This is a genomic window from Pantoea sp. USHLN256 (assembly GCF_037149875.1).
In the GTDB taxonomy this organism is placed as follows: Bacteria; Pseudomonadota; Gammaproteobacteria; order Enterobacterales; family Enterobacteriaceae; genus Pantoea; species Pantoea nemavictus.
Genome location: NZ_JBBCQO010000007.1, coordinates 14,278 through 39,132 on the forward strand (window position 1 = coordinate 14,278; position 24,855 = coordinate 39,132).

The following is a 24,855-nucleotide window of genomic DNA, read 5'->3' on the forward strand; positions in this document are numbered from 1 at the left end:
CGTACCGTAGCGGCGCAATTTATTGCGCGATTTTGATTATTGCATCAGCAGGTCGGTCCGCATTTCCTGCTGAATTTTGCTAACCTGCGCGCAATTTATATATAACAACGAGGCAGTCATGCAGCTCTGCAGTTTTTATCTTATTGACCAGCAAAGAAAAAGTTACGGTATTGTGCAGCAAGAGGGCGTAATTGATATCGGCGCGCGCCTCGGCGCTGACTGTCCGGATCTGAAAACTTTGCTGCAACGCGGCGCGTTGAGCGATCTCGATGCCTACCTTTCACAGCCAGTTGATCATCCGTTTAGCGCTATTCGCTTCCTGCCGGTGGTGGAAAATCCTGGCAAAGTGTTCTGCGTTGGCATGAACTACGCCGATAAACGCAAAGAGTTTGCCGAGACGATTGAAGCGCCAACGCTGTTTGTACGTTTCGCAGATTCGCTGGCGGCGCACGAACAGCCGCTGCTGAAACCGGCTACCACGCAGGAGTTTGATTACGAAGGCGAATTGGCGGTGATCATCGGCAACGCCGCCTATCAGGTGAAGGCCGCCGATGCGCTGCAACACGTTGCTGGCTACAGCTGCTTTATGGACGCCACGGTACGCGATATGCAGTTTACCTGGTTCACCGCCGGTAAAAACTGGCAGCAAACCGGTGGATTCGGGCCGTGGATGACCACCGCCGACGAGATCCCCGATCCGCAGCAGCTGGCGATTAAAACCTGGCTCAATCAGCGCGAAGTGCAGAACGATACCACCGCCAGCATGGTGCATCCGGTGGCGAAGATCATTGAGTACATTTCAGCGTTCAGCCCGCTGTCGCCGGGCGATGTGATCATCACCGGCTCTCCGGGCGGCGTCGGTAAAAAACGCACGCCACCGTTGTTTATGTTCCCCGGCGATGAGATTGAAGTGGAAATCGAGAAAATCGGACGATTGCGTCACCGCGTGGCCTGAATGCGCAATAGATTGCGCCGCTACCAATACGTGCACATACCGTAGCGGCGCGATTCATCGCGCGGTGTTTAACGCCTAAACTTCACCACGCGGCTGCGGTTCAACATTAACCGCAGCGAATCGCCTTCACGCGCAATCACAAAACGCTTCTCCCACGGCCCATCCTGCGCGGTGGCCAGTACGCGATCGCCGCCCAGCGACTGCAACCGGGCACGAATGGCTGCCGGGCCGATGCCCATAATTAGGCTGTCGTCCTCAATCACCAACTCGCTGCGCCACTGAGGCGCCAACCAGCGGCCTTGCAGATTATCGAGGCTGGCCCGATCGGCCTGCACCGGCACAAAACGTCGTGCGGCATGGCCGATTTCACCCACAATCGCCGCGCCATCATGGCGTAACTGCAGCGGGAAGGTGCTGGAGAGCGACACCGCATCGCCATGCGCATCGTCACGCCACAACGTTTCACCGGCGCCGAGCCAGGTGGCCGTCACGCCGTTGATCTCCAGCCAGTCGGCCGCGTTTTCCGCCACGTACAGCCCCGGCGTTAAATCGTGTCCTTTCTCCGGCAATTCGCGCTTAAGCAGCGCCGCCATCACGCGCAACACGCTTTCCGAGGTGGTGACATCTTCGCGATTGGCGACCAGCGCCACGCCAAGTTTTAACTCCGGATGCAGCAGGAAATAGCTCTTATAGCCGGCGTGCGAACCGCCGTGGCCAAACAGCGTCTGGCTGCCAAGCGTCGAGCTGGTGATGCCCAAACCGTAACCGCTGGTGCGGCCATCGTTGAGATTGCGCGGCGCAGTCAGGCGCTGCAGCACGCCCGCGCCCGGTCCGCTATCGGCCAGCAGGCTCTGCAGCCAGCGCGTCAAATGGTTCAGACTGCCGGTCACGCTACCCGAAGCAGAAAGATGTAAACCGGCGCTGGCAAGCTGCCAGCGTGCGCCGTTTTGCCAGTAACCCGGCACTAAACCTGGCACGACATCAAACCAGCTTTCCGGCGCAATCAGGTTGATATCCAGCGGATCGCAGAGGTACTGCTGCAGCAGATCGTTGAAGCCCACGCCTTTGGCCTTTAACGCTTCTTCCACCAGCCGATAGCCGGTGTTGGTGTAAGAGATTTCGCTGCCGGGCGCATAGTTGAGTTCGCCTTCACGCGCGATAAAATCCAACAGGTCGGCGGCGCTCGTCGCGTTGTACACCGACAATCCCAGCAGCGATAAGGTTTCGCGCACGTCCGGCAAGCCGCTGCTCATATCCAGCGCCTGACCAACGGTAATCTGCCCGTTGGCGCCGCTGAGCTGCGGCAGATGCTGCGCCAGCGTGTCATCAAGCTGCAGATAACGGCGGCCGGGTCCCGTCACTAAAGCGGCAAAGATATGTTTGGTGATGGAGGCGAAACGCACCACGCTGTCGGCGCTAAACGGCGTTTGCTGCGCCAAATCGGCCAAGCCGGCGCAGTGGGTTGAGTGAATCTGCTGCGCATCAAACAGCACGATTGCGCCGCCCGGTGCGCCAGGCTGTTGCCAGCTTTCAGTGATCTGTTGTGCGATCTGCGCGGCGTGTTGCCAGTTAGCGGTCATGCCGGTTCCTCCAGCGTCATGCTGAGATCGAAAAGTTGGGCGGTATGCGGATGCTGGATGCGCCGCGCACGCAAATCGTCGGCACTCAGCTGCTCCACCATCTCACCATTCTGCATCACGCCAATGCGCTGACACAGGTGCGTTACCACCGCGAGGTTATGCGTCACCATAATGTAGGTGAGTTTGCGCTCGCTGCGTAGATCGCTGAGTAAATTGAGAATTTCGGCCTGCACCGACACATCCAGCGCTGAAGTCGGCTCATCCAGCAGCAGCACTTCCGGTTCGGCGATCAGTGCGCGGGCAATCGCTACGCGCTGACGCTGGCCACCCGACAGCTGATGCGGATAGCGAAAACGTACTGCCGCCGGTAAACCGACTTCGCTTAATGCCTGGCTGATGCGCTGTTCGGCGCGATCGAGCTGATGCACCAGCAGCGGTTCGTGCAGGATACGATCGATGGTTTGACGCGGATGCAGCGAACCAAACGGATCCTGAAACACCATTTGCACCTGACGATAGAAGGCGCGGCTGCGTTTGGCGCTGAGCTGCATGCCGCCAAACAGCATGCTGCCTTGCCAGTCAGCATTCAGTCCGGCGAGGGCGCGCAGAATAGTGGATTTGCCCGAGCCGCTTTCACCGACCAGGCCAAAGCTTTCGCCATTGCCAACTGCAAAGCTGACGTCTTTCACCGCCGTGTGCGCACCAAAGTTGATGCGCAGGTTATTGATTTGAATCATGGGATGCCTGTATTCGTTTTACATACACCATTCCGTAGCGGCGCAATTTATTGCGCAATGTCGGGATGGGGCACGGTGTCGCCATCAAAATGCGCGATAAATCGCGCCGCTACGGATATGTGCGGCTTTAAATGTTCTAGTCCCGCCATGCGGCATCGCGCTGCAATACGGGCAAACGCTCACGCGGATGGCGCAGCGAGGGCAAACAGGCCAGCAAACCACGCGTATACGGATGCTGTGCCTGCTGCAGTTGCCCGGCATCTAACAGCTCGACGATGCGACCGGCGTACATCACCGCCACGCGATCGCAGAAGTGCGACACCAGCGGCAGATCGTGGCTAATCAGGATCAGCCCCATGCCGCGCGCTGACACCAGCTCGTCAATCAGCTTGAGGATCTCGGCTTGCACCGTGGCATCCAGCGCGCTGGTGGGTTCATCGGCGATCAGCAGTTCCGGATCGGGCGCCAGCATCATGGCAATCATCACGCGCTGCCCCATGCCGCCAGACACTTCATGCGGATAGCGTTTCGCCACGGCGGCCGGATCGCGAATCTTCACCTGTTCCAGCAGCGCGATCGCTGCCTGCATCGCTGCTTTATGGCTGCCGCCTTTGTGCTCGCGCCAGGCTTCGGCAATCTGCTGGCCAATGGTCATCACCGGATTGAGCGAATATTTCGGGTCCTGCAGGATAAAACCGACGCGCTTGCCGCGAATTTTACGCAGCACTTTTTCGCTGGCACCGCGCAGATCGATGCCATCAAAGCGCAGTACGTCGGCGCTGACCTCGGCATTGCCCGGCAGCAACTGCATCAGGCTGCGCGCGGTCAACGATTTGCCAGAGCCACTTTCGCCAACGATGGCGAACTTCTCGCGGCCCACGCTAAAACTCACGCCGCGCACCGCTTCAAAGGTCTCGGTGCGTGAACGGAAGGCGATGCGCAGATTTTCAATTTCCACCAACATTTAGCGCTCCTTAGGATCCAGCACGTCGCGCAGACCGTCGCCGAGAAAGTTGAACGCCAGCGACGTCAGGAAAATCGCGATACAGGGCATTAAGGGCACCCACCATTCGCTGAACAGGAAGCGACGCGCAGTGGCGATCATCGTGCCCCATTCCGGTGAGGGCGGCTGCGCGCCCATGCCGAGAAAGCCCAGGCTGGCGGCGGTAATGATGATGGAACTCATATCCAGCGTGATGCGTACAATCAGGCTTGGCACGCACAGCGGCATGATATGGCGCAGAATGATGCGCAGCGGCGAGGCGCCAGTCAGACGGCTGGCAGCGATAAAGTCGCTGTGGCGGAACTGCAGGGTTTCGGCGCGCGCCAGGCGCGCATACGGCGGCCACGAGGTGAGGGCAATCGCCAGAATCGCACTCTCCACGCCCGGTTTCAGTGCGGCAACAAAGGCCAGCGCCAAAATCAAACGCGGGAAGGCGAGGAAGATATCGGTGATGCGCATCAGTGCTTTATCGATGAAGCCGCCGGCGTAACCGGCGATGCAGCCAATCAGCAGGCCGAGCGGCGCGGTGAGCAGCACCACAGCGATTACCATGCCGAGCGTGGTGCGGCCGCCGTAGATAATACGCGTCCAGACATCGCGCCCCAGCTCATCGGTGCCGAGCCAGTGCGCGGCAGAAGGCGCAGCGAGGCGGTTTTCCAGATGCTGCGCGCCGGGATCGAACGACGTCAGCCACGGCGCAAACAGCGCCAGAAACAGCATCACGCTAATCACCAGCAGGCCAGCCATCGCCAGGGGATTGCTGCGCAGGCTCAGCCACAGGCGATAACGCCGGCCCCACACCGCCTGGCGACGGTTGGCTGGCGTGTCGTCGAGCAGCCAGTCACGAGAGAAGAAGATCATTTTACGCGTGGGTCCCAAAGTCGATAGAGAAGGTCAGCCAGCTGGTTGAGCAGCACATACACGGTGCCGACCAGCAACGTTGCGCCAACCACCGGATTCATGTCGGCGTTCATCAATGAGGTGGTGAGATATTGGCCGAGGCCAGGCCAGGCGAAGACGTTTTCCGTCACCACCGCGCCTTCGAGCAAGCCGGCGTAGGTCAGCGCCAGCACCGTCACCAGCTGCACCGCCACGGTGGGAAACGCATGGCGCCAGATGACCCGGCGTGACGACAACCCTTTGGCGCGCGCAGTGATCACGAACTCGCCGCTCAACGCGTTGAGCATAAAGGTGCGCGTCATACGCGTGATGTAGGCCATGCTGAAATAGGCCAGGATCAGCACCGGCTGCGCCATGTGCGCCAGCGCATCCCAAAAGGCGTCAACTTCACCCGCCAGCAGCGAGTCGATGGTGAGGAAACCGGTAACCTGCGGCACCATATCCTGCCAGATGATGTCCTGCCGTCCGGGGCCGGGCGCAATGCCGAGCACCGCGTAGAACACCAGCAGGCTCAGCAGCGCCAGCACGAACACCGGCAGCGAATGGCCAGCAAGACAGATCACGCGAATGGTTTGGTCGATCCACGAACTCTGGCGTACCGCCGCCCACACGCCGAGCGGAATGCCAATCAGCGCCGCGATGATGATGGCGGCTGTTGCCAGCTCCATGGTGGCAGGGAAGAAACGCGCGATATCGGTGCTCACCGGATTGGAGGTGAGGATCGATTTACCGAGATCGCCATGCAGCAGTTGATTGAGGTAGTGACCAAACTGCACGTAAAGGGGCTGATCCAGCCCCATTTCCACCCGTACGCGCTCCACGACCGATTGCGGTGCGTTATCGCCGACCGCCGCCAGCACCGGATCGGTGGGCATGACGCGGCCGATGAAAAAGGTCAAAACCGACAGGCCAAACAGCGTCAGCACCAGGCTTCCCAGGGTGCTGACGATTCTCTTCAGTAACGGCATCAGGCTTTTTTCACCTGCGCATACGGCCACTGCTCCAGCACGGTCATGTGTACATCAGCCAGCGCTTTGCTGGTGGCCACATTTTTGGTCTTCTGCATCATGAAAATGAACGGACTTTTTTCACGCCCCAGTTGCTGAATTTGCTGGTAGAGGGCAATACGTTTAGCCGGATCGGGCTCGTGCAGCGCCTGCTCGGTCAGTTTGTTGAACGCTTCATCTGACCAGCTGCAGCGCCATGCCAGGGTACGCGCACGCGCGTTATCGCTGTTATCGGTGTTGACGCAGAAGGCTTCGGTGTTGGAGTTGGGATCAAAGTAATCGGCGCCCCACACGGTCAACGCCAGCTGATGCTGACGCGCACGCATTTTGGTCAGCACCTGACGGTTTTCGGCGGCAATCAATGACACTTTGATGCCAATCGCGCCCAGCTGGGTTTGAATTGCCTGCGCAATGTCCGGATACGGCTGCATCGAGTAGTGATCGAGGGTGATTTCGAAGCCGTCCGGATAACCGGCTTCGGCCAGCAGCGCTTTGGCTTTTGCCAGATCTTTGTGGAATGGCGTATCGTCCAGCGCCGCCGGGAAACCGCTCGGCAGGAAACTCTGATGGGTGACAAAACTCATCGACAGAATGTTTTTCTGAATGCTGTCGTAATCCAGTGCCCACTTCAGCGCCTGCCACACCTGCGGCTTTTTCAGGTACTGATTATTGGTGTTGCACGACATCAGCATGATGGCCGACAACGATTGATTCACCAGCGCCACGCTGCTGTCGTTTTTCACCTGCAGCAACTGTTCGGTGGTGAGGTCATACGCCGCATCGACATCGCCTTTTTTCAGCATCAGCGCCTGCGCCGCCGGGTCAGCGATATGTTTGAGGATCACGCGTTTGATTTTGCTCTGCGCGGCATATTGCGGGCTGAGTTCCAGAATCACCGTTTCGCTGGCATTCCAGGTGCGCAGGGTGAAAGCCCCGGATCCGGCGCTGTGCTGCTTCAGCCAGCCGTTGCCAAAATCGTTGTTCTGCTGATTCGCCAGGCAGGCTTTCTTCGACACGATGCTGCCGACGGTGGCGGATAGGCAATACAGCAGGAAGGTTTCTGCCGCTGGCGCACCGAGTTTCATCTCCACGGTGTGTGCATCTTTGGCGGTGACCCGCTGCGTCACGTTGTCCTTGGTAAAACCAAACTGGTTGATAATGAACGCCGGGCTCTTATCCAGCTTGACGATACGTTCAATCGAGAACGCCACGTCTTCCGCGGTGAGCGGCGAACCATCGGCGAACGTCGCTGCCGGATCGAGATGGAAGGTATAAGTGCCGTTATCGCTGCTGACGTCCCAGCTTTGCGCCAGCTGACCAATCACTTTGTCGGCTTGTTGCGGATCGGGCGTGACTAAACGTTGATACAGGTTGCCGCAGATCTGGCCGCCGGTGGCTTCGAAGCTTTCATGCGGATCGAGGCTGGTAATGTTATCGAGCTGCATCGCGATGACCAGCATGCTGGGTGGCGTGGCGGCAAAGGTGGAATTCAGGCTGAGGTAGGAAACAACAGGTACAGCAGTGCATCCTGCAAGAAAACGTCTTCTGGTAACCATGTAAACTCCCAACTGATTGATAATTAAAATAAAAAATTGTTATTTGATTGTTTTTTGTCTTGACTTTCCTCCTGTGCGGGAGGATTAATACCGGCTCTAAGCCTTTTGTTTCACGCGTCGATGCTCGCCCTTTTTTGGTGCAATTTGCTCCGCCAGCAGGCAGTACCGCGCTTTGCCACGAACAGGGAACTGACCAACATGTCTGACTCGATTACCCTCGATATTCCGGTCTTTGACGGCCATAACGATGTGCTGAATAAGCTGTGGCAGCACCATCAGCCGGACGCGGTTAATGTCTTTTTCACTGGCAGCAAAAGCGGCCAAATGGACTTCCCGCGTATCCGTCAGGGAAATATGTTAGGTGGCATTTTCGCCACCTGGGTGCCGTCCCATCCTCTGATTGCAAGAAGTGCGCCAGACCTCGCAGATTTTCCTCAGGAAATTATCAATTCAGCGCGTGACGCCACCTTTTCCATGCTGGCGCTGCTGCTGCGTATTGAGCAGGCATCTAACGGGCAGGTGAAGATTTGCCGCAGCGTGCGCGATATCCGCCACTGCATGGAAAACAAGGTGTTAGCGGTGGTGATGCACGTGGAAGGCGCGGAAGCGCTGGATAGCAACGGCGAGCTGCTCGATATCTTGTACGCCAGCGGGTTACGCACGCTGGGGCCGCTGTGGAGTCGTCCGAATCAGTTCGGCGACGGCGTGCCGTTCCTCTATCCCTCGTCGCCGGATGTCGGCAACGGTCTGACGGCAGCGGGCAAGCAGCTGGTGCGCGACTGTAATCGCCGCCGCATCATTGTCGATCTGTCGCATATGGATGAGAAAGGCTTCTGGCACACCGCAGAGATCAGCGATGCACCGCTGGTGGCGAGCCACTCCAACGCGCATGTGCTAAGCGCGCAGTCGCGTAATCTCACCGATCGTCAGCTGGCAGCGATTGCCGAAACCAACGGCTTTGTCGGGGTTAACTTTGCAGTGCCATTCCTGCGTGAAGATGGCGATCGCCATGCGCCAACCGGCGTTGATGCCATCGTGCGTCATGTTGAGTATCTGCTGGAAAAAGTGGGGGAAGATGGCGTCGGATTTGGTTCGGACCTTGATGGCGCAACCATGCCGGGCGACCTGAAAGACGTAGCCGGATTCCCGCTGCTGGTGCAGGCGCTGGCGGCGCGCGGCTATTCGCGCGCGCTGCTGGAGAAGATTTGCCACGGCAACTGGCTGCGCGTACTTGAAGCCACTTGGGGCGAATAATCATGCGGCTGCGGCATATTGAAGTGTTTCAGGCGATTGTGCAGACCGGCAGCATCAGTGCGGCGGCGCGCCTGCTTAATGTATCGCAGCCGAATGTCAGCCGCGTGCTGAATCACGCCGAGCAGCAGCTCGGTTTTGCGCTGTTTGAACGGCGCGCGCAGGGCATGATCGTCACCGCAGAAGGGCGGCGCTTACTGCCGGAAGTGGAAGATATCTACCAACGTTTACAGGCAATTACCCAACTAACCGAACAGCTGCGGCGCGGCGAAGGACAAACGGTGCGCGTCGGGGCTGCGCACGCGTTTGGTCAGATGGTACTGGCACCGGCGCTGGTGAACTGGCGGCAGCAGGCGGCGTCGGTCAGCGTCGAGTTGGTTACCGAGCACTTCAGCACCTTATGCCGCATGATCATGGAGAATCAGCTCGATTTCGCGCTGGTATTCGGCCAGCAGGTTGAAGCCGATTTACTGGCAGAGCCGCTGTTTCAGTCATCGATGGTAGCGTTGCTACCGCGCGATCACACGCATCATGAGCCGGTAACGCTGGAGTGGCTGTGCGCCAATAATCTGCTGATGATGCAGAATCAGGATCCGCTCGGCCGGGTGCTGCACCGCGCGCTGCGTGATAAGGGGCTGAATCCTGCGGTATCGCTGTCGATCAAAACCTATTCGGTGATTGCCGATATGGTGCTGGCGGGCGGCGGCGTGGGGATTGTCGATCTGTTTACCGCCTGCCGTTATGCCAACCAGCTCAAGCTGCTGCCGGTGGCGCAGCCGCTGCCGTTTGAGGTGATGTTAATCAGTCGCCGCGATCAGCCGCAGTCGCAATCGACGCTGCAGCTAAAACAGGTGATTCGCAACAAGCTGTGGGAGATCGCGCGCCAGTGTGAATCGCAGTTTTTCACGCGCTGAATCTGTAGCGGCGCAATTTATTGCGCATTGCCCGAATGGGCATTTTGCCGTCATCGACATGCGCGATAAATCGCGCCGCTACGGCATGTGCGGCGCTTTGCTAAATCAAATCCCATCCGTAATCGGTTTACGCACCAGCAGCAAATAGGCCAGCGCACCCACCACCGTGACGGCGGCGCAAATCATCAATGCCAGGCTAAATGACTTGGTGGTATCCAGCACCCAGCCGGTAATCACCGGCGCGAACGAGGCGAAGACAAAGCTGGCGAAGTTCTGGATGCTGCCGACTGACGCCGTCATGCGCGCCGTAACGTTGGCGTGAATCAAACCCCAGCAGGACGTCCCGGCAAAGTGGATGCAGAACAGCGCCATACCAATTAGCGTCACCGCGCTGGTGGTGTCGGTGGCGCGAGTCACAAACGCGGTAAACGCGGCGGACAGCAACATGCCGCTGACGATGGAAATTTTACGCACCTTCACCGCATCATGACCACGACGTACCAGCGCATCGACCACATAACCGTTCAGCAGCATGCCCGCCGCGCCGAACAGGAACGGAATCGCCGCCAGTAAACCGGTGCTTTTCAGATCCAGGTTGTAAGTCGATTGCAGGTAGCCCGGCAGCCAGGCGATATACAGCCATGCGGTGTAGTTGATGCCGCTGAAGCCAATCATCATGCCCCACATGGTGCGCTGCTTGAACAGCCCGCGCCACTCGGCAAAACTCAGCGGCTCCTTGCGTGATGCCACGCTACCCGCTTGCAGATAGTGAATCTCTTCACCGCTCAGTGTGTTGTTATCGCGGTCGCGATACATCAGATACCAGCCAACAGCGAGGAACATGCCCAGCACGCCGATGGTGATAAACATGCCGCGCCAGCCCATTACCATCATCATTGCCGCCAGAATCGGTGGCGCGATGGATAAACCAATCATCGAGGCGGCGTTAAACATGCCCATCGGCATGCCGCGATCTTTGATGTTGAACCAGTCGTTAATCACCTTGACGCCGCACGGATTCATCGGCGCTTCACCGATACCCAACCCGATACGCACCACAATAAACTGCGTGAAGTTATGCACTAAACCGGCAGCAGCCTGGAACAGCGACCAGAAGAACATGCCAATCGCCAGCATGATGCGCGGCCCTTTGCGATCCAGCAGCGCGCCGCAGGGGAGCTGCGCTAAGCCGTAGGCCAGTGAGAACGCCGAGAGCAGTAAACCAATTTCGGTCGCGGATAAACCCAGTTCGCCGCGAATCGTCATGTTGGCGACGGAGAGTGAACTGCGGTCAAGATAGTTAATCATGGCGGCAAACAGCAGCAGCAACATGGCGGTAATTTGAATCTTTTTGAGGCGCGGCGAGCGCACCACGTCACTGCGTGCCGGGATAAAATCTTGCCCGTCTGCAGCGGGTTGTGGCGCGTTTTCGCGGCCACGAGCCGAAGTATTTTCCATTGCGACCTCCCGGATCTGGGTACTTATCGTTATGCGTTGGTATGGGATCCTGTGGCAGCGAAACGGTGCTGCCCCAACGGATTGACTTCGAGACTAGAAGCATTCAGATCGGGATGTTGCGGAGTTGTTTCAGATTCGTGCGGGAGCTAATGCTTTGTGGTTTTTAATCGGTTTTTAATTGTACTGACGGATCGATCGGATCATCGAGGTTTTGGCGGTGCCGAGATGGTTGTGCAGGGCACACAACGCTTCCACATCCTGGCGGCTAATCAGCGCGGTGAGAATCGCCATATGCTCCTCAAGTGCCACGATATTGCGCTGCTTAAGATCGGTTTCATCCCACTGATAATGCGAGTGAAAAATCACTGAAATGATCTCCAGCGATTGATTAAAAAACGGATTGTTGGCGGCCGAGAGAATCAGCGTGTGCATCTCTTTATCCAGCGCGGCGAAGTGGCGGTAATTGCTGGCGATGGTGTCGCGCATCGAACGGTGACGATCGAGCAGGTCACGCGCCTGCATCCAGCGCTCATCCTGCGAAGGGAGATTGAGGAAGCGGGTCAGCGCGTGGGTTTCCAGCATTTCGCGCAGCTCAAACAGGTTTTCGGCATAAGTCTGATCAAACTTCTTCATGCACCACTGGCCGCGTTTGACCGGCTCCAGTAGGTCATAGCGCATAAAACGCAGCAGAAATTCGCGCACCACAATCGGACTGACTTTCACCTGCTGCGCCAGCTGCAGCTCGCTAAAGGTGTCGCCCGGCATCAGCTGGCGCTGATTAATCAAATTGAAAAAGGTCTGTTCGAACTGTAGCGCCTGCTGATCGATCGGCGGCGTCAGGGCGTTAAAACCGTCTTCATCGCTGGGATCGCGCACAATCACGTAGGTTTCATCCACCTTCTCCAGCACACCGCGATCATGCAGATGCTGCAGCGTGTGGCGCACCGTGGTGCGGCTGATGTTGAACATTTCGGCCAGCGCCGCCTGCGGTGGCAGCGGCGAACGGATGTGCCGTTTGGCGATGCCCTCCAGCATTTGGTTAATGACGTTTTGGCGAAGGTTCTGGCTGCGGCTCATGCGCGTCTCCGGTTTTTTATCTATTAAAAACCATACAAAGCCCAAAAAAAGCGCCTGGCTTCACACTTCCCCTAACGCAAAAAGTCGTCGTCGACGATTTTCGCCATAACTGCGACAACAGCACAGGAGAAGCCAATGACAACAATGAAAACGCTGGTAGTCGCCGAGCCGCGCCAGATGGTGTGGCAGCAGCGCGCGAAACCGACGCCCGCCGCCCATGATGTTCTGATTAAACCGATCGCCGCCGGGATTTGCGGCACCGATATTCATGCCTGGGCCGGCAATCAGCCGTTCTTCAGCTATCCACGCGTGCTGGGGCATGAGCTGTGCGGCGAAGTGGTGGAACTCGGCAGCGCGGTCAGCGGTTTCCGGTTGGGCCAGCGCGTGGCGCTGATTCCCTATGTGGCCTGCCAGCAGTGCGATGCCTGTCTGAGCGGCAAAACTAACTGCTGTGAAAAAATCTCGGTGATTGGCGTGCATCAGGATGGCGGATTCTGCGAATTCCTTAGCGTGCCTGCCAGCAATTTGCTGGCGGTGGATGAGGTTGATCCGGAAGCCGCGGCGCTGATTGAACCCTTTGCCATCAGCGCTCATGCGGTACGCCGTGCAGCGGTGGCGGCGGATGAGCAGGTGCTGGTGGTCGGCGCTGGGCCGATTGGGCTCGGCGTGGCGGCAATTGCCGCAGCGGCTGGCGCTAATGTGGTGGTGGCGGATACCAGCGAGCAGCGGCGTGCACACGTGGCGCAGAAGCTGGGTTTGGCGACAGTAAATCCGTTAGAAGAGGATTTTGAAACGCAGCTGAAAGCGGAGTTTGGCGGACGCTTAGCCGCCAAAGTGATCGATGCTACCGGCAGCCCGGCGGCAATGAACGGTGCGGTAAAACTGATTCGTCACGGCGGCACCATCGTGTTTGTTGGCCTGCATAAAGGGGATTTGGTGATTCCCGACATCGAGTTCCATAAAAAGGAAACCACCTTGATGGGCAGCCGCAACGCCACGCTGGAAGATTTCGCTAAAGTCGGCGAACTGATGGCGAACGGTCAGCTTCGTGCCGACATGATGCTGAATCGCCATTATGATTTCTCTACGCTGGCGGAGACCTTTGAATCTGAAGTTATCAATAATCGCGAACTGATTAAGGGCGTGATTCACTTCGAGCGTTAATCTCTTCCTCCAGCATGTTCGGTCGCCATAAATGGCGACCCTACGATTAAGTCGTTTGGTTTTCATAGGGCATGCAACTTAACATCAAGTCGGTGCACGGCAACAAACCAAAGACTCATTGCGTAACATCCATAAAAAGTCTAAATTTGGACTGATTCGGAGGAGTCTATGAAAATCGAAACTATAAGCTACATCAAAAAAAACGCCGCTGCTCTCGATCTCTCTGAGCCAATTCTTGTGACACAAAACGGTAACCCTGCTTACGTTATTGAGTCATGGGAAGCGCGCCAGCAGCGAGATGAAACCCTGGCGTTACTCAAGCTGCTTGCATTGTCGGAAGAGGACAAAGCAGCTGGCAAAGGAATGACACGACAACAGTTGTTAGAGGATCTCTAAGGACAAAGTATGCAGCACAAGGAAGAGTCATTCACTATCATCTACCTATCCACGGTCCGATTGAGTCTGCAAGAGATCGTCGCCTTCCATCGTCGCCTGGGGAATGATTACAACGCAATTATCGCGCGCGTTCTTGATGAGTTCGAAGCACGAGTGAGCCAATTTCCTTTAAGTTGTGCGGTGTGTTCAGAATTAGCCGATCTTGGCGTCACGCGTTATAGAGAATTCAATAGCAGTGAAAGCTATCGAATTTTATTCTCAGTTGAAAAACAAACCGTTTTTGCCCACGTGCTGTTATCACAACGCCAAAGTATTCAGCAGTTGCTTTTCAAACGCTTGCTTGTGCATTAACTGGCATCATATTGTCACCCCATCCCAGCCAGCGTATTATCTCCCGCCTAAGGTGATGGCGTGCCACCTTCCCCAACCGCCGTTCTGGTCACAGACGGCTGATGACGCCTGACAACACTCGTATCCCTGCGCGGGAGACGGCGGTGTGTCAGGTGTTATTCTGTCCTGCCGCGGCCCTGCGCGTAATTCTTTTCAGGAGCTACACACTATGTTGAAGTCATTACTCGCGGTTGTCGTTGGCGGTGCGGTGGGCTGTTCGCTGCGCTGGTTAATTTCATTGCGTTTCAATGCGCTGTTCCCCAATCTGCCGCCAGGCACCTTGATGGTGAACCTGGTGGGCGGTTTTATCATTGGCGCCGCGCTGGCGTTTTTTGTCCGTAATCCCCACATCGACCCTTTCTGGAAATTACTGATTGTCACCGGTTTGTGTGGCGGTTTAACCACGTTTTCAACCTTTTCGGCGGAAATTGTCGGACTGCTACAATCAGGAAAATACCTTTGGGCGATGTCGAGTGTCATGGTGCATGTTATCGGTTCTCTGCTGATGACCTTCGCCGGTTTTGCCGTGGTAAATCTGCTGGGATGACCGCCACGCTTGAAATAACCACTAAGAGGTAGATACTGAACGCCGTTCTGTCCGCGTGACGGACAGAATTTGTCACCGATTATCCGGACGATTAAGGAGCGAATGAATGAGCCGTAACCCCAAATTCCTTAACCTGGTGTTGTTAAACGGTGAACCTGAGGAGAAGCTGCGCGCTGCACGCGCCGCCGGTTTCGACCAGGTTGAGATCTGGCGCGAAGATGTGCAGGCCAGTACGCCGCAGCTCGCAAAGCAGTTGCAGCTGGGTTTCACCAATGTGCAGGTGCTGCGTGATTTCACCGGCGCGCCGGATCGCGAACGTCAGCAAAAACGCGAAGAGCTGCGCCAGTTTATCCAGATTGCCCAAACCATCGGCTGCGACACCATTCAGGCACCCGCCAGCACGCGCGAAGATTGCGTGGCGGCGCGAATTGATGAAGATTTGCGTTGGCTGGCGTCGGAAGCGGCGCGCTTCAATATGCGCATCATGTATGAGCCGATGGCATGGTGCAGCGTAGATAACACGCTGCCGCTGGCGTGGGAACGGCTGCAGCGGCTGGATCAGCCGAATATTGGGCTGGTGGTCGATCTGTTCCACATCTGTGCGTTGGGCGGCGATGCGTCACAGCTGGATGGCATTCCCGCCGATCGCATCTATGAAGTGCAGCTGTGCGACATGGCAGAGATGCCGCCACAGGAGAAGCAGCCGCTCAGCGAGTATGCGCGTCATCAGCGCCTGTTGCCGGGCGATGGCATCATCGAAGTGGAACGCTTTGTCGATAAGCTGAAAAGTGCCGGCTATAGCGGTCCGGTCGGCATTGAAGTATTCAATGATGAGCTGAAAGCGCAGCCAGCAGATGTGGCTGCGCACAAGGCGTGGCAGGCATTAAACTGTTACTGGCCTTAATCCTGCAAACATTGGGCGATAAAACCGGCTGCATCCATCGCGCCCTGCGATGAAATGGTGTGGCCGGTCGCGGCTTCATAACGCGCTTCCACCGTCACGCCCGCCTGTTGCAAACGCTGCAACGCCGATTCGCTTTCGCTAAACGGAATCACATCATCGGCTTTGCCGTGAATCAGCAGCGCGGGCGTATACGGCTGCGGCGTTAAAGCGCCTTCAAACGCCAGACGACCGGAAAATGCCACCACGCCCGCCAGCGGATAACGGCCAGAGGCCAGCGCATCCAATGCCATAATCGAACCCTGCGAAAAGCCCACCAGAATCACTTTGTCCCACGCGTCTGCTATGTCGTGTTGCGCCATCAGCTGCTGCAGCGTGTCATCAAAGGCGGCGCGTGCTTCGCGCACCCGCGCCGGACGGTTTTCCGGCGTGATGCCGGTCAGGCTAAACCACTGATAACCCATCGCATGTTCAAACGGAAAGGGCGCATTTGGCGAGGCAAATGCCACATCCGGCAGCAGACGCGCCCAATGCTCACCGAGTACCGCCAGATCGTCGCCGTTACTGCCGACACCGTGTAAAAAAATCACTAACGCTTTTGCCATCGCACTGCTCCTTATAAACCGTAGGCCGCCAGATCCGGGCCAGCCGGCACAATGCCGTTGGGATTCAGCGCTTTAATCGAATAATAGCCCTGCTTGATATGGTCGATATTCACCGTCTGACGCACGCCAGAGACCGACAGCATACTCTTCAGATAACGATCGAGCAGCGGATAGTCGCGCAGGCGGCGCAGGTTGCATTTAAACAGGCCGTGATAGGCGGCGTCAAAGCGCACCAGCGTGACGAACAGGCGAATATCCGCTTCGGTTAAGCGCTCGCCAAGCAGGAAAGTGCGGCCATCCTGCAAACGCAGCTCCAGCTCATCCAGCTGGCTGAACACGTCGTTAAACGCCTGCTGATAGCTCACTTGCGTGGTGGCGAAGCCGGTGCGATAAACGCCGTTATTCAGGCGCGGATAGATCGATTCATTCAGCGCGTCGATCTCTGCACGCAGATCCTCGGGATAAAGATCGAGGCGATCGTCCGCCAGCGCGCCAAAGCCGCTGTTCAACATGCGCAGGATATCCGCTGATTCGTTATTAACGATGGTTTGCGTCTTCTTATCCCACAGCACCGGCACGGTGGCGCGCCCGGTAAAATCGGCATCGGCGCGGGTGTAAAGCTCGTGAAGATATTCAGCGTGGTTAAGCCAGTCGCGATCCGCGCCGGGGTAATCGCCGAAGTGCCAGCCTTGTGCGCCGAGCTGCGGCTCAACCACCGACACGCTAATCACGTCATTCAGCCCCTTCAGGCTGCGCGCCAGCAGCGTACGTGAAGCCCACGGACAAATCAGCGCCACATAAAGATGATAACGATCCGGCTCGGCGGCAAATTCGCTGGAGCCATCTGCGGTAATCCAGTGACGAAAACTGGAAGTCTGACGCACAAATCCGCCCTGTTTGTCGGTGGCTTGCACCGGATGCCACTCTGCACTCCACTTACCGTTTACCAGCATAATCTTGCTCCTCTACGTTGATAAAGAGAGCATACAGTCCTGCTGAATGCATGATAATCCGGGCAAGATGGCTTTTATTATTTCCATTTTGGAATCAGTTGAACGGTGTGAAGCACGTACTTTTGCCAGATAGCCCCGCGACTACGCATTCAGTGCGCTGCACCTTTTCCCGCGCGGAAAAACCTGTTGAACTAGACTTTCGCTTTCACCTGGCCGGGAGCCGTGAATGTCTTTGCTTCATCTGTCGTCGCTGGCGGAGATCTCCGCTGTCGAATGGGATGCGCTGTTACCTGACGATCAACCTTTTTTACGCCACGCCTTTCTTCTGACATTAGAGCAGAGCGGCAGCGTGCGGCCGGAAAACGGCTGGCAGCCCGAGCATCTGCTGTGGCGCGAGAACGGCACGCTGCGCGCGGCGCTGCCGGGCTATCGCAAACGCCATTCGCGCGGTGAATATGTGTTTGACCATGCGTGGGCGGATGCCTGTCAGCGCGCTGGCATTGCTTATTATCCGAAATGGCTGGGCGCGATTCCGTTCAGCCCGGTGACCGGCGGACGTCTGCTGGGCGATGAAAACGCGGTGCTGCAACTGCTCGGCGCGCTGCCGGATCACCTGTTTGAACATGGCCTCAGCGGTGCACATATCAACTTCACCACGCCGTTCGCCAACGCATTGATGCAGCAACAGCCGGACTGGCTGGAGCGCCTTGGCTTGCAGTATCACTGGCACAACAAAGGCTATCGTGATTTTCAGGATTTCCTCGACACGCTGATGTCGCGCAAACGCAAACAGCTGCGCAAAGAGCGTGAGCAGGTGATGAGCAGCGGTTTCGACTTCACCTGGTATCGCGGCGATGAGCTGCGCGAAGATCAGTGGGATTTCATCTACACCTGTTACGCCAACACTTATGCGGTGCGCGGTCAGCGACCCTATCTGACGCGTCAGTTTTTTAGCTTGCTGGCAGAACGGATGCCGCGTTCGATTCGCGTGGTGATTTCGACGCTGCAAGGCCAACCGGCGGCGATGGCCTTCTGTTTAGTGGATGGCAATACGCTGTATGGCCGCTACTGGGGCTGCCTGGCGGAGTTTGATCGGCTGCATTTTGAAACCTGTTTTTATCAGGGCATGGATTTCGCCATTGCGGAAGGTTTGCAGCGTTTTGATGCCGGTGCGCAGGGCGAGCACAAGCTGGTACGCGGCTTTGAACCGCAGATCACCCATTCCTGGCACTATCTGTGTCATCCGGGTTTGCGGGATGCGGTAGCTGATTTTCTGCTACAGGAGCGGCAGGGCGTGCACGCCTGGGCGCTTGAGGCGCGCGACGCCCTGCCGTATCGACGCGGCGATTAATCCGCGCCGACAAAACCACCGGTTTGATGCTGCCACAGGCGCGCGTACAAGCCGCCTTGTGCCAGCAGTTCGCGGTGATTGCCCATCTCGACAATCTCACCTTTCTCCAGCACCACCAGGCGATCCATTTTGGCGATGGTAGAGAGACGGTGCGCGATGGCAATCACCGTTTTGCCCTGCATCAGCGTTTCCAGACTCTCCTGAATCGCCGCTTCTACCTCGGAGTCGAGCGCGGAGGTGGCTTCATCCATGATCAGAATCGGCGCATCTTTCAGCAATACGCGGGCGATAGCGATACGCTGACGCTGGCCGCCCGACAGTTTCACGCCGCGCTCGCCAACGTGCGCATCCAGCCCGGTACGGCCTTGCGGGTCGGAGAGCAGCGGAATGAACTCGTCGGCGCGTGCGCGGATAATCGCCGCCTGCAGCTCCGCTTCCGTCGCATCCGGACGACCATACAGCAGGTTGTCGCGAATCGAGCGGTGCAGCAGCGAGGTATCCTGGGTGATCATGCCGATTTGCCCGCGCAGGCTCTCTTGCGTCACTTCGGCGATGTTCTGATCGTCAATCACAATGCGTCCGCTGTTGATGTCATACAGCCGCAGCAGCAGATTCACCATGGTGGATTTGCCGGCGCCGGATGGCCCAATCAAACCGATCTTCTCGCCCGGCTTGATGTTGAGATTGAGGCGGTTAATCACCTGGCGGCTGCCACCGTAATCGAAACGTACATCCTCAAAGCGGATCTGGCCGCGCGTCACCTGCATCTTTTTGGCGTGCGGTTCATCCTGCACGCTCAGCGGCTGGGCAATGGTATTCAGGCCATCCTGCACCATGCCGATATTTTCGAAGATGCCGTTGACTACCCACATAATCCAGCCGGACATGTTCACCAGACGGATCACCAAACCGGTCGCCAGCGCAATCGCACCCACGCTAATCAGCGACTGGCTCCACAGCCACAACGCCAGCGCGGAGGTGCTGACAATTAGCAGGCCATTCAGCGTAGAGAGCGTGATATCCATGGTGGTCACCATGCGGCTGGCATGCTGAGTTTTGTCGGTTTGCTCCTGAATCGCCTCGCGCGCGTAACGCTTCTCCAGATCGTTATGCGAGAACAGCTTGATGGTGGCGATATTGGTGTAGCCATCGACGATGGTGCCCATCAATTTGGAGCGTGCTTCCGATGACACCACCGAACGCTGCTTGACGCGCGGCACGAAGAAGCTCAGCGACACGCTGTAGGCGACAATCCAGATCACCAGCGGAATCATCAGGCGCCAGTCGGCTTCGGCAAACAGCACCAGCGAGGTCACCGCATAAATCACCACGTGCCAGATCGCATCCACCAGCTGTACCGCGGAATCCCGCAGCGAGTTACCGGTTTGCATGATGCGCTGGGCGATGCGCCCGGCAAAATCGTTCTGGAAGAAGTTCAGGCTTTGGCGCAGCACGTAGTTGTGATGCTGCCAGCGGATCATGCTGGTCATGCTCGGGTTAATGCTTTGGTGCACCAGCATGTCGTGCGCGGCAATCACCAGTGGCCGCAGAATCAGTGCCACCACTCCCATCCACAACAATGTCGGCCAGTTATCGCTGAACAGCGTGGCGGGCGTGGAGTGATTGACGAGGTCAATGATGCGGCTGAGATAGCTAAACAGCGCCACTTCAATCAGCGCCTGCGCTAAGCCAACAATCAGCAGGGCGACAAAGCTCGGCCATACCTGACGCAGATAGTAAAAGTAAAATGGCCAGACGCTGGAAGGCGGGGAATCGGTTGGCGCATCCTGGAAAATATTGATAAAACGTTCAAAACGGCGATACAACATAGAGTCACTCTTCCCGAATTGGTGAGAGTTAACAGCTTAGTGCAAGTGAAAAGGGATTACCGACATGGATTTACTCATTCGCGGTCGCGAACCGGGCGATGCCGCCGCCTACCAACGCCTTTACAGCCATCCTGAGGTTTATCGCTGGACCACGCAGCTGCCGTGTCCTAGCGTGGCCACATGGCAGAAGAAGTTCGAGAAGATGGATGAGCTGGGGTATATCGGCTTTGTGGCGGAGATTGATGGCGCGATGGTCGGCGAGCTGACGCTATTTGTGGAACAGCGCCCGCGTACCCGCCACAGCATCAGTTTTGGTATCGGCGTCGATCCGGCCTTTGGCGGACGCGGCATTGGCGAAAAGCTGATTCGTAACGCTATCGATTACGCCTATAACTGGCTGGGGATTATGCGCATCGAGCTGGAAGTGTTCCACGACAACGAACGTGCGCTTGGCCTGTATCAAAAATTGGGCTTCGAGCGCGAAGGCGTGAAGCGCAAAGCCTGCCTGCGCGATGGTGAATATCACGATATTGTGCAGATGGCTAAACTAAAAACTGATTGATTTTGCGCAATAAATTGCGCCGCTACGGGTTGTGCACATTTTTGTAGCGGCGCGATTTATCGCGAGAATTTGACCTGTTACTGACTCTTATCCACGTATTTCTGCATATTCTCTTTGGTCACCAGCTCGAACGGGATCCACACGTGTGAATCGACTTTCTCGCCTTTAATCAGCTTCTGCGCCACATCCACCGACGCTTTGCCCTGGCCGACCGCATCCTGGAACACCGTGACCTGAATTTTGTCCTGCGACAGCGCTTTCAGGCCATCTGGCGTGGCATCGATGCCGCCAACCAGCACTTTCTTGTTGCCTTTGGCGAGCGCCATTGCCGCGCCAATCGCCATCTCATCGTTATTGGCCGCCACAATATCAATCGCTTCATCGTTGCCCAGCCAGTTGTTCATCAGATCCATGCCTTCATTACGCGCATAGTTGGCGGGCTGCTTCTGCACCACTTTCATGCCGGGATATTTCGCCACCACCTGCTCAACGTCTTTGGTACGTTGCAGCGCACCGGCATCAGACAGGTTACCGATCATGATCGCCACGTTGCCTTGGTAATTGGCCATTTTTGCCAGCGCTTCCATCTGCAAGGTGCCGGATTCACGCTCGTCGGAACCGACAAACACCACGCCTGGCGGCAGCGATTTATCACCCGGCGTGCGGTTAACGTACACCAGCGGAATTTTGGCCTGCTGCGCCAGTTTGGTCAGCTGCGACGTGCTGGCGGAATCAACCGGATCGACGATGATGGCGTCCACACCTGAACCGATAAAACTCTGCACCTGATCGGTTTGGCGGCCAACGTCACCGCGTGCATCTTCAAACTGAATGTCGAGTCCGCGCGCTTTGGCTTCTTTATCGATCGACTGGCGAATAATCGTCAGGAAGTTCTGATCGAAGTAGGCCATTGATACGCCAATTTTTTCCGCCAGTGCCGAGGCTGAAGTAGTGAGTAGGCCGAGTAACACTATTGCCTTGAGGGTTTTCATCGCAGACTCCAGAGTAAGCTGGTTATTAGAATAAATGTTCCATTGATGATGAAAATGGCTCAATGAAATCATTTTCAGACTACGAGTCCGCCCGAAGGCTGACAATCGGCATGGATGGATTTTGCTGCTAAGCGCACACTTTGATCTCGGGTGCGCCATCTCTTTGCGCGCTCATAGTTTCGATGCGAACTATTTTCCTGGCGTTAGCGCACATTCCCGTGCAACAGCACGCTGTTTTTTAAGGTTCTGTGCGGCGCCGCACCTCACTTTGTGGCAGATGCCAAATCCGACGCCATTTTGCCCGCGCGATTCCTCCATTCGCACAATGACCGCGGCTGAACCGGCTCTCTATAGTTGCTGAACATGGGAAATAAAGCGGTATTCCGGCAAGACATCGCGCGCTTCAATTGAGGAATTCAGCCTATGCAACAAGCCAATAATCGCAGGCAGAACAGCCACGTACGCGTCGGGATCTTATGTTTGATCCTGTTTCTTTCCGTGGTGGCATACGCCGACCGTTCGATCCTGTCGATCTCCGGATCGGCGATCAAAGAGGAGTTTGGACTTTCGGCGATCCAGCTTGGCCTGATCCTCTCAGCGTTTAGCTGGGCCTACGTGATCGGCCAGATCCCCGGCGGCCTGTTTCTCGATCGCTTCGGCACCAAAAAGGTCTATGGCGTGACGCTGGCGCTGTGGTCGATCGCCACGCTGCTGATGGGCTTTGTCGGCGAGTTCTCCAGCGGCATGACCATGGCGCTGACGCTGATGTTTGCGCTGCGTTTCGCGTTGGGTTTGATTGAAGCGCCGAGTTTTCCCGCCAATGCGCGCGCGGTGATCATGTGGTTCCCGAGCGCCGAAAGGGGCCGCGCCTCTTCACTCTTCGCCTCGGCGCAATATTTTGCCGTGGCTATCTTTTCGCCGCTCTCCGGCTGGCTGGTGTCGCGCTTTGGCTGGGAATGGCCGTTCTTCGTGCTGGGCGGCATTGGTGTGCTGGCGGTATTTGTCTGGATGGGCTTTATGCGCAGCCCGCGCCACCATCCGCAGGTTTCGGATGCCGAGCTGCGCTATATCGAACAGGGTGGCGCGCTGGTTGATATTGATGAGGCGCACACCTTAAAAGCCCGCCCGCCGCTGAGCAAAGCCATGTTTAAAAAGCTGCTGAGCAACCGCATGCTGTGGTGCGCCTATATCGGACAATATTGCACCATTGCGCTGAGCTACTTCTTTATTACCTGGTTCCCGATCTATCTGGTGCAGGCGCGCGGCATGAACATTCTGGATGCCGGCTTCGCCACCATCGCGCCGGCACTCTTCGGCTTCCTCGGCGGCATCAGCGGTGGCTATATCTCTGACAAACTGCTGGCGAACGGCTGGAGCCTGTCGTGGGCGCGCAAAACGCCGTATATCGTCGGCATGTTGATGGCGGCGTCGCTGATTCTGGCGGCGGTGATTCCCAGCAACGTCGGCATTATCGCCATCATGTCATTCGCCTTCTTTGGCAAAGGCGTGGCGGCGGGCGCGGGTACCTGGACAATTGTCAGCGATACCGCGCCGAAAGAGGCGGTCGGTTTGGCGGGATCGATATTTAACGGCATCGGCAATATGGCTGGTTTCATCACGCCGCTGCTGTTTGGCATCATCGTCGGCCTAACCGGCAGCTACAGCATCGGGTTGGTGTTCGTCGGTGCGCACTGTGTGGTCGCCGCACTGTTGTTCCTGCTGGTGATGGGGCCGATAGAGCGTGTTGGCGAGGAGCATAATTCCGCAGACGCTTATCAAAACCGGGCGAAAGAGAGCGGCGTTAAAGCGGTTTAATGACTTCTGATTATTTTTTGGAATCTCGATCTGAAATTCGCTATGATGTTAAATGTTGCACTTGAGCACAGTGCGTAAGTGCAATAAATTGCCTGCCATGTTTACACCTTGGTACGGCGGCAAATGAAGGGTTCAATTCACAGTTTCAGGGATGATTGGCTGCATTTATTTTTTGTTTATGCAACGCCGCATAAGCATATTCCGGTCATTATAGAGTCTGCACTGGCGCGCAAACTCGACATCATCCATGCGGCAACATCGCATCATGATTTGCGATCACCACCGGGTAATCGCTTTGAGGCATTGAAACCTCCGCTGCTCGGTTACTACTCAATTCGGATCAATGAGCAGTATCGACTCATTTTTCAGTGGACGAATGGCGAGGCAAGAGATCTTTATCTTGACCCACATACTTACCGTAAACACCGCTAGCAGCCACTTGTGGCAAAGTACTAACAGTTAAAGAGAAACAACCATGAAACAGGCGATGCGTAAACCGACCAGCGTTGGCGATGTTCTGCAGTACGAATTTCTTGAGCCGCTTAACCTCAAGGTGAATGACCTGGCAGAAATGCTGAATGTGCACCGCAATACCGTCAGCGCGTTAGTCAATAACAACCGAAAACTGACCACCGAAATGGCGTATCGTCTGGCAGCTGTTTTCGATACCTCTGTCGACTTGTGGCTGAATTTGCAGCGCCATCTGGATCTATGGGAAGTGGAAAACGATGCCAGAACTCAGGAAGAATTGAGCCGCGTAACGTCGTTGAATGTCTTTTTAGCGCAGCGCGCTGCCGCGGTGGCGTAAACATTGTTCCCGTAGGGTGCGCATCGATGCGCACCTCCCTCACAATCCTCCCCGATCGCACAAATCCACTCTGAAGATTTTTTGCTCAGCTGCCGATATCTCCT

25 protein-coding genes and 1 riboswitch are annotated in these 24,855 nt (G+C 56.7%); of the genes, 13 read left to right on the plus strand and 12 right to left on the minus strand.

The window, feature by feature from the left end; translation table 11 throughout:
* Positions 1-118: 118 nt before the first annotated feature.
* Positions 119-955 carry a fumarylacetoacetate hydrolase family protein gene (locus WFL93_RS16925; RefSeq protein WP_336778624.1) on the plus strand — a complete coding sequence of 279 codons (837 nt, stop codon included), beginning with the start codon at positions 119-121 and terminating at the stop codon, positions 953-955.
* Between the two features lie 68 nt (positions 956-1,023).
* Here the strand turns inward: WFL93_RS16925 and WFL93_RS16930 are convergent, their stop codons facing one another.
* The 6 genes from WFL93_RS16930 to WFL93_RS16955 all read right to left on the minus strand — a co-directional run bounded on the left by WFL93_RS16930 (position 1,024) and on the right by WFL93_RS16955 (position 7,738).
* Positions 1,024-2,535: a serine hydrolase domain-containing protein gene (locus WFL93_RS16930; RefSeq protein ID WP_336778625.1), complete on the minus strand. Its 1,512-nt coding sequence runs from the start codon at positions 2,533-2,535 to the stop codon at positions 1,024-1,026.
* Positions 2,532-3,272, minus strand: coding sequence for an ABC transporter ATP-binding protein (locus WFL93_RS16935; RefSeq protein WP_336778626.1), 741 nt, complete (start codon positions 3,270-3,272; stop codon positions 2,532-2,534). The genes WFL93_RS16930 and WFL93_RS16935 overlap by 4 nt, the downstream gene beginning before the upstream one ends.
* Before the next feature lie 136 nt (positions 3,273-3,408).
* On the minus strand, positions 3,409-4,236 hold the full coding sequence (locus WFL93_RS16940; protein ID WP_180822665.1) for an ABC transporter ATP-binding protein: 828 nt from the start codon (positions 4,234-4,236) through the stop codon (positions 3,409-3,411).
* On the minus strand, positions 4,237-5,136 hold the full coding sequence (locus WFL93_RS16945; protein ID WP_007893731.1) for an ABC transporter permease: 900 nt from the start codon (positions 5,134-5,136) through the stop codon (positions 4,237-4,239).
* Positions 5,133-6,143, minus strand: coding sequence for an ABC transporter permease (locus WFL93_RS16950; protein WP_007893733.1), 1,011 nt, complete (start codon positions 6,141-6,143; stop codon positions 5,133-5,135). The genes WFL93_RS16945 and WFL93_RS16950 overlap by 4 nt, the downstream gene beginning before the upstream one ends.
* Entirely contained in the window at positions 6,143-7,738 is a 1,596-nt protein-coding gene (locus tag WFL93_RS16955; RefSeq protein WP_336778627.1) for an ABC transporter substrate-binding protein, read from the minus strand. The genes WFL93_RS16950 and WFL93_RS16955 overlap by 1 nt, the downstream gene beginning before the upstream one ends.
* 198 nt (positions 7,739-7,936) lie before the next feature.
* Here WFL93_RS16955 and WFL93_RS16960 point away from each other — a divergent pair, with 198 nt between their 5' ends.
* The gene (locus tag WFL93_RS16960; RefSeq protein ID WP_336778628.1) at positions 7,937-8,992 is read left to right on the plus strand and encodes a dipeptidase; all 1,056 of its coding nucleotides are present in this window, start codon (positions 7,937-7,939) and stop codon (positions 8,990-8,992) included.
* Between the two features lie 2 nt (positions 8,993-8,994).
* The gene (locus WFL93_RS16965; protein ID WP_007893746.1) at positions 8,995-9,903 is read left to right on the plus strand and encodes a LysR family transcriptional regulator; all 909 of its coding nucleotides are present in this window, start codon (positions 8,995-8,997) and stop codon (positions 9,901-9,903) included.
* Between the two features lie 105 nt (positions 9,904-10,008).
* Here WFL93_RS16965 and WFL93_RS16970 read toward each other — a convergent pair whose 3' ends face one another.
* Together WFL93_RS16970 and WFL93_RS16975 are read right to left on the minus strand one after the other, a co-directional pair.
* Positions 10,009-11,361, minus strand: a complete 1,353-nt coding sequence (locus WFL93_RS16970; RefSeq protein WP_336778629.1) for an MFS transporter — start codon at positions 11,359-11,361, stop codon at positions 10,009-10,011.
* Between the two features lie 174 nt (positions 11,362-11,535).
* Positions 11,536-12,438 (minus strand): GntR family transcriptional regulator, encoded by a 903-nt coding sequence (locus WFL93_RS16975; RefSeq protein WP_336778630.1) that lies wholly within the window; start codon positions 12,436-12,438, stop codon positions 11,536-11,538.
* Between the two features lie 135 nt (positions 12,439-12,573).
* On the opposite strand from WFL93_RS16975, the gene WFL93_RS16980 reads away from it, so the two are divergent.
* The 5 genes from WFL93_RS16980 (at position 12,574) to WFL93_RS17000 (ending at position 15,839) form a co-directional block, all read left to right on the plus strand.
* A complete protein-coding gene (locus WFL93_RS16980) occupies positions 12,574-13,602 on the plus strand; it encodes a zinc-binding alcohol dehydrogenase family protein (protein WP_049851990.1) in 1,029 nt (342 codons plus the stop codon).
* 168 nt (positions 13,603-13,770) lie between these two features.
* The gene (locus WFL93_RS16985; protein WP_007889964.1) at positions 13,771-13,998 is read left to right on the plus strand and encodes a type II toxin-antitoxin system Phd/YefM family antitoxin; all 228 of its coding nucleotides are present in this window, start codon (positions 13,771-13,773) and stop codon (positions 13,996-13,998) included.
* A 9-nt stretch (positions 13,999-14,007) separates the two neighbouring features.
* Positions 14,008-14,349 (plus strand): hypothetical protein, encoded by a 342-nt coding sequence (locus tag WFL93_RS16990; RefSeq protein ID WP_007889963.1) that lies wholly within the window; start codon positions 14,008-14,010, stop codon positions 14,347-14,349.
* Between the two features lie 42 nt (positions 14,350-14,391).
* A riboswitch (Fluoride riboswitch) is annotated at positions 14,392-14,467 on the plus strand.
* Between the two features lie 90 nt (positions 14,468-14,557).
* Positions 14,558-14,935, plus strand: a complete 378-nt coding sequence (gene crcB, locus WFL93_RS16995; RefSeq protein ID WP_007889962.1) for a fluoride efflux transporter CrcB — start codon at positions 14,558-14,560, stop codon at positions 14,933-14,935.
* Positions 14,936-15,041: 106 nt separating this feature from the next.
* The gene (locus WFL93_RS17000; protein ID WP_336778631.1) at positions 15,042-15,839 is read left to right on the plus strand and encodes a sugar phosphate isomerase/epimerase family protein; all 798 of its coding nucleotides are present in this window, start codon (positions 15,042-15,044) and stop codon (positions 15,837-15,839) included.
* Here WFL93_RS17000 and WFL93_RS17005 read toward each other — a convergent pair.
* Both WFL93_RS17005 and WFL93_RS17010 read right to left on the minus strand, forming a co-directional pair.
* A complete protein-coding gene (locus WFL93_RS17005) occupies positions 15,836-16,441 on the minus strand; it encodes an alpha/beta hydrolase (RefSeq protein WP_336778632.1) in 606 nt (201 codons plus the stop codon). The genes WFL93_RS17000 and WFL93_RS17005 overlap by 4 nt on opposite strands.
* 11 nt (positions 16,442-16,452) lie before the next feature.
* Entirely contained in the window at positions 16,453-17,394 is a 942-nt protein-coding gene (locus WFL93_RS17010; protein ID WP_336778633.1) for a glutathione S-transferase family protein, read from the minus strand.
* 226 nt (positions 17,395-17,620) lie between these two features.
* Between WFL93_RS17010 and WFL93_RS17015 the strand changes: the two genes are divergently transcribed.
* On the plus strand, positions 17,621-18,745 hold the full coding sequence (locus WFL93_RS17015) for a GNAT family N-acetyltransferase (RefSeq protein ID WP_336778634.1): 1,125 nt from the start codon (positions 17,621-17,623) through the stop codon (positions 18,743-18,745).
* Here the strand turns inward: WFL93_RS17015 and WFL93_RS17020 are convergent.
* Positions 18,742-20,574 carry an ABC transporter ATP-binding protein gene (locus WFL93_RS17020; protein ID WP_007889957.1) on the minus strand — a complete coding sequence of 611 codons (1,833 nt, stop codon included), beginning with the start codon at positions 20,572-20,574 and terminating at the stop codon, positions 18,742-18,744. The genes WFL93_RS17015 and WFL93_RS17020 overlap by 4 nt on opposite strands.
* Positions 20,575-20,638: 64 nt before the next feature.
* Between WFL93_RS17020 and WFL93_RS17025 the strand changes: the two genes are divergently transcribed.
* Positions 20,639-21,136 (plus strand): GNAT family N-acetyltransferase, encoded by a 498-nt coding sequence (locus WFL93_RS17025; RefSeq protein WP_007889956.1) that lies wholly within the window; start codon positions 20,639-20,641, stop codon positions 21,134-21,136.
* A gap of 77 nt (positions 21,137-21,213) precedes the next feature.
* Here WFL93_RS17025 and WFL93_RS17030 read toward each other — a convergent pair whose 3' ends face one another.
* Positions 21,214-22,128, minus strand: coding sequence for a sugar ABC transporter substrate-binding protein (locus WFL93_RS17030; RefSeq protein ID WP_336778635.1), 915 nt, complete (start codon positions 22,126-22,128; stop codon positions 21,214-21,216).
* A gap of 423 nt (positions 22,129-22,551) precedes the next feature.
* Here WFL93_RS17030 and WFL93_RS17035 point away from each other — a divergent pair, with 423 nt between their 5' ends.
* The 3 genes from WFL93_RS17035 to WFL93_RS17045 all read left to right on the plus strand — a co-directional run bounded on the left by WFL93_RS17035 (position 22,552) and on the right by WFL93_RS17045 (position 24,751).
* On the plus strand, positions 22,552-23,943 hold the full coding sequence (locus WFL93_RS17035; RefSeq protein ID WP_336778636.1) for an MFS transporter: 1,392 nt from the start codon (positions 22,552-22,554) through the stop codon (positions 23,941-23,943).
* A 123-nt stretch (positions 23,944-24,066) separates the two neighbouring features.
* Positions 24,067-24,375, plus strand: a complete 309-nt coding sequence (locus WFL93_RS17040; RefSeq protein ID WP_071531057.1) for a type II toxin-antitoxin system RelE/ParE family toxin — start codon at positions 24,067-24,069, stop codon at positions 24,373-24,375.
* Between the two features lie 43 nt (positions 24,376-24,418).
* Positions 24,419-24,751 (plus strand): HigA family addiction module antitoxin, encoded by a 333-nt coding sequence (locus WFL93_RS17045; RefSeq protein ID WP_336778637.1) that lies wholly within the window; start codon positions 24,419-24,421, stop codon positions 24,749-24,751.
* The last annotated feature ends 104 nt before the right edge of the window (positions 24,752-24,855 follow it).

Excerpts from the sequence above, each read along its gene's own strand:
- WFL93_RS17030 (WP_336778635.1), bottom strand. The coding sequence starts at position 22,128 with ATGAAAACCCTCAAGGCAATAGTGTTACTCGGCCTACTCACTACTTCA.
- WFL93_RS17045 (WP_336778637.1), top strand. The coding sequence starts at position 24,419 with ATGAAACAGGCGATGCGTAAACCGACCAGCGTTGGCGATGTTCTGCAG.
- WFL93_RS16960 (WP_336778628.1), top strand. The coding sequence starts at position 7,937 with ATGTCTGACTCGATTACCCTCGATATTCCGGTCTTTGACGGCCATAAC.
- WFL93_RS16965 (WP_007893746.1), top strand. The coding sequence starts at position 8,995 with ATGCGGCTGCGGCATATTGAAGTGTTTCAGGCGATTGTGCAGACCGGC.
- WFL93_RS16980 (WP_049851990.1), top strand. The coding sequence starts at position 12,574 with ATGACAACAATGAAAACGCTGGTAGTCGCCGAGCCGCGCCAGATGGTG.
- WFL93_RS16970 (WP_336778629.1), bottom strand. The coding sequence starts at position 11,361 with ATGGAAAATACTTCGGCTCGTGGCCGCGAAAACGCGCCACAACCCGCT.
- WFL93_RS16925 (WP_336778624.1), top strand. The coding sequence starts at position 119 with ATGCAGCTCTGCAGTTTTTATCTTATTGACCAGCAAAGAAAAAGTTAC.
- WFL93_RS17000 (WP_336778631.1), top strand. The coding sequence starts at position 15,042 with ATGAGCCGTAACCCCAAATTCCTTAACCTGGTGTTGTTAAACGGTGAA.
- WFL93_RS16975 (WP_336778630.1), bottom strand. The coding sequence starts at position 12,438 with ATGAGCCGCAGCCAGAACCTTCGCCAAAACGTCATTAACCAAATGCTG.
- WFL93_RS17005 (WP_336778632.1), bottom strand. The coding sequence starts at position 16,441 with ATGGCAAAAGCGTTAGTGATTTTTTTACACGGTGTCGGCAGTAACGGC.
- WFL93_RS16940 (WP_180822665.1), bottom strand. The coding sequence starts at position 4,236 with ATGTTGGTGGAAATTGAAAATCTGCGCATCGCCTTCCGTTCACGCACC.
- WFL93_RS17040 (WP_071531057.1), top strand. The coding sequence starts at position 24,067 with ATGAAGGGTTCAATTCACAGTTTCAGGGATGATTGGCTGCATTTATTT.
- WFL93_RS16930 (WP_336778625.1), bottom strand. The coding sequence starts at position 2,535 with ATGACCGCTAACTGGCAACACGCCGCGCAGATCGCACAACAGATCACT.
- WFL93_RS17035 (WP_336778636.1), top strand. The coding sequence starts at position 22,552 with ATGCAACAAGCCAATAATCGCAGGCAGAACAGCCACGTACGCGTCGGG.
- WFL93_RS17025 (WP_007889956.1), top strand. The coding sequence starts at position 20,639 with ATGGATTTACTCATTCGCGGTCGCGAACCGGGCGATGCCGCCGCCTAC.
- WFL93_RS16945 (WP_007893731.1), bottom strand. The coding sequence starts at position 5,136 with ATGATCTTCTTCTCTCGTGACTGGCTGCTCGACGACACGCCAGCCAAC.
- WFL93_RS17015 (WP_336778634.1), top strand. The coding sequence starts at position 17,621 with ATGTCTTTGCTTCATCTGTCGTCGCTGGCGGAGATCTCCGCTGTCGAA.
- WFL93_RS16935 (WP_336778626.1), bottom strand. The coding sequence starts at position 3,272 with ATGATTCAAATCAATAACCTGCGCATCAACTTTGGTGCGCACACGGCG.
- WFL93_RS16950 (WP_007893733.1), bottom strand. The coding sequence starts at position 6,143 with ATGCCGTTACTGAAGAGAATCGTCAGCACCCTGGGAAGCCTGGTGCTG.
- WFL93_RS17020 (WP_007889957.1), bottom strand. The coding sequence starts at position 20,574 with ATGTTGTATCGCCGTTTTGAACGTTTTATCAATATTTTCCAGGATGCG.
- WFL93_RS17010 (WP_336778633.1), bottom strand. The coding sequence starts at position 17,394 with ATGCTGGTAAACGGTAAGTGGAGTGCAGAGTGGCATCCGGTGCAAGCC.
- WFL93_RS16985 (WP_007889964.1), top strand. The coding sequence starts at position 13,771 with ATGAAAATCGAAACTATAAGCTACATCAAAAAAAACGCCGCTGCTCTC.
- WFL93_RS16990 (WP_007889963.1), top strand. The coding sequence starts at position 14,008 with ATGCAGCACAAGGAAGAGTCATTCACTATCATCTACCTATCCACGGTC.
- crcB (WP_007889962.1), top strand. The coding sequence starts at position 14,558 with ATGTTGAAGTCATTACTCGCGGTTGTCGTTGGCGGTGCGGTGGGCTGT.
- WFL93_RS16955 (WP_336778627.1), bottom strand. The coding sequence starts at position 7,738 with ATGGTTACCAGAAGACGTTTTCTTGCAGGATGCACTGCTGTACCTGTT.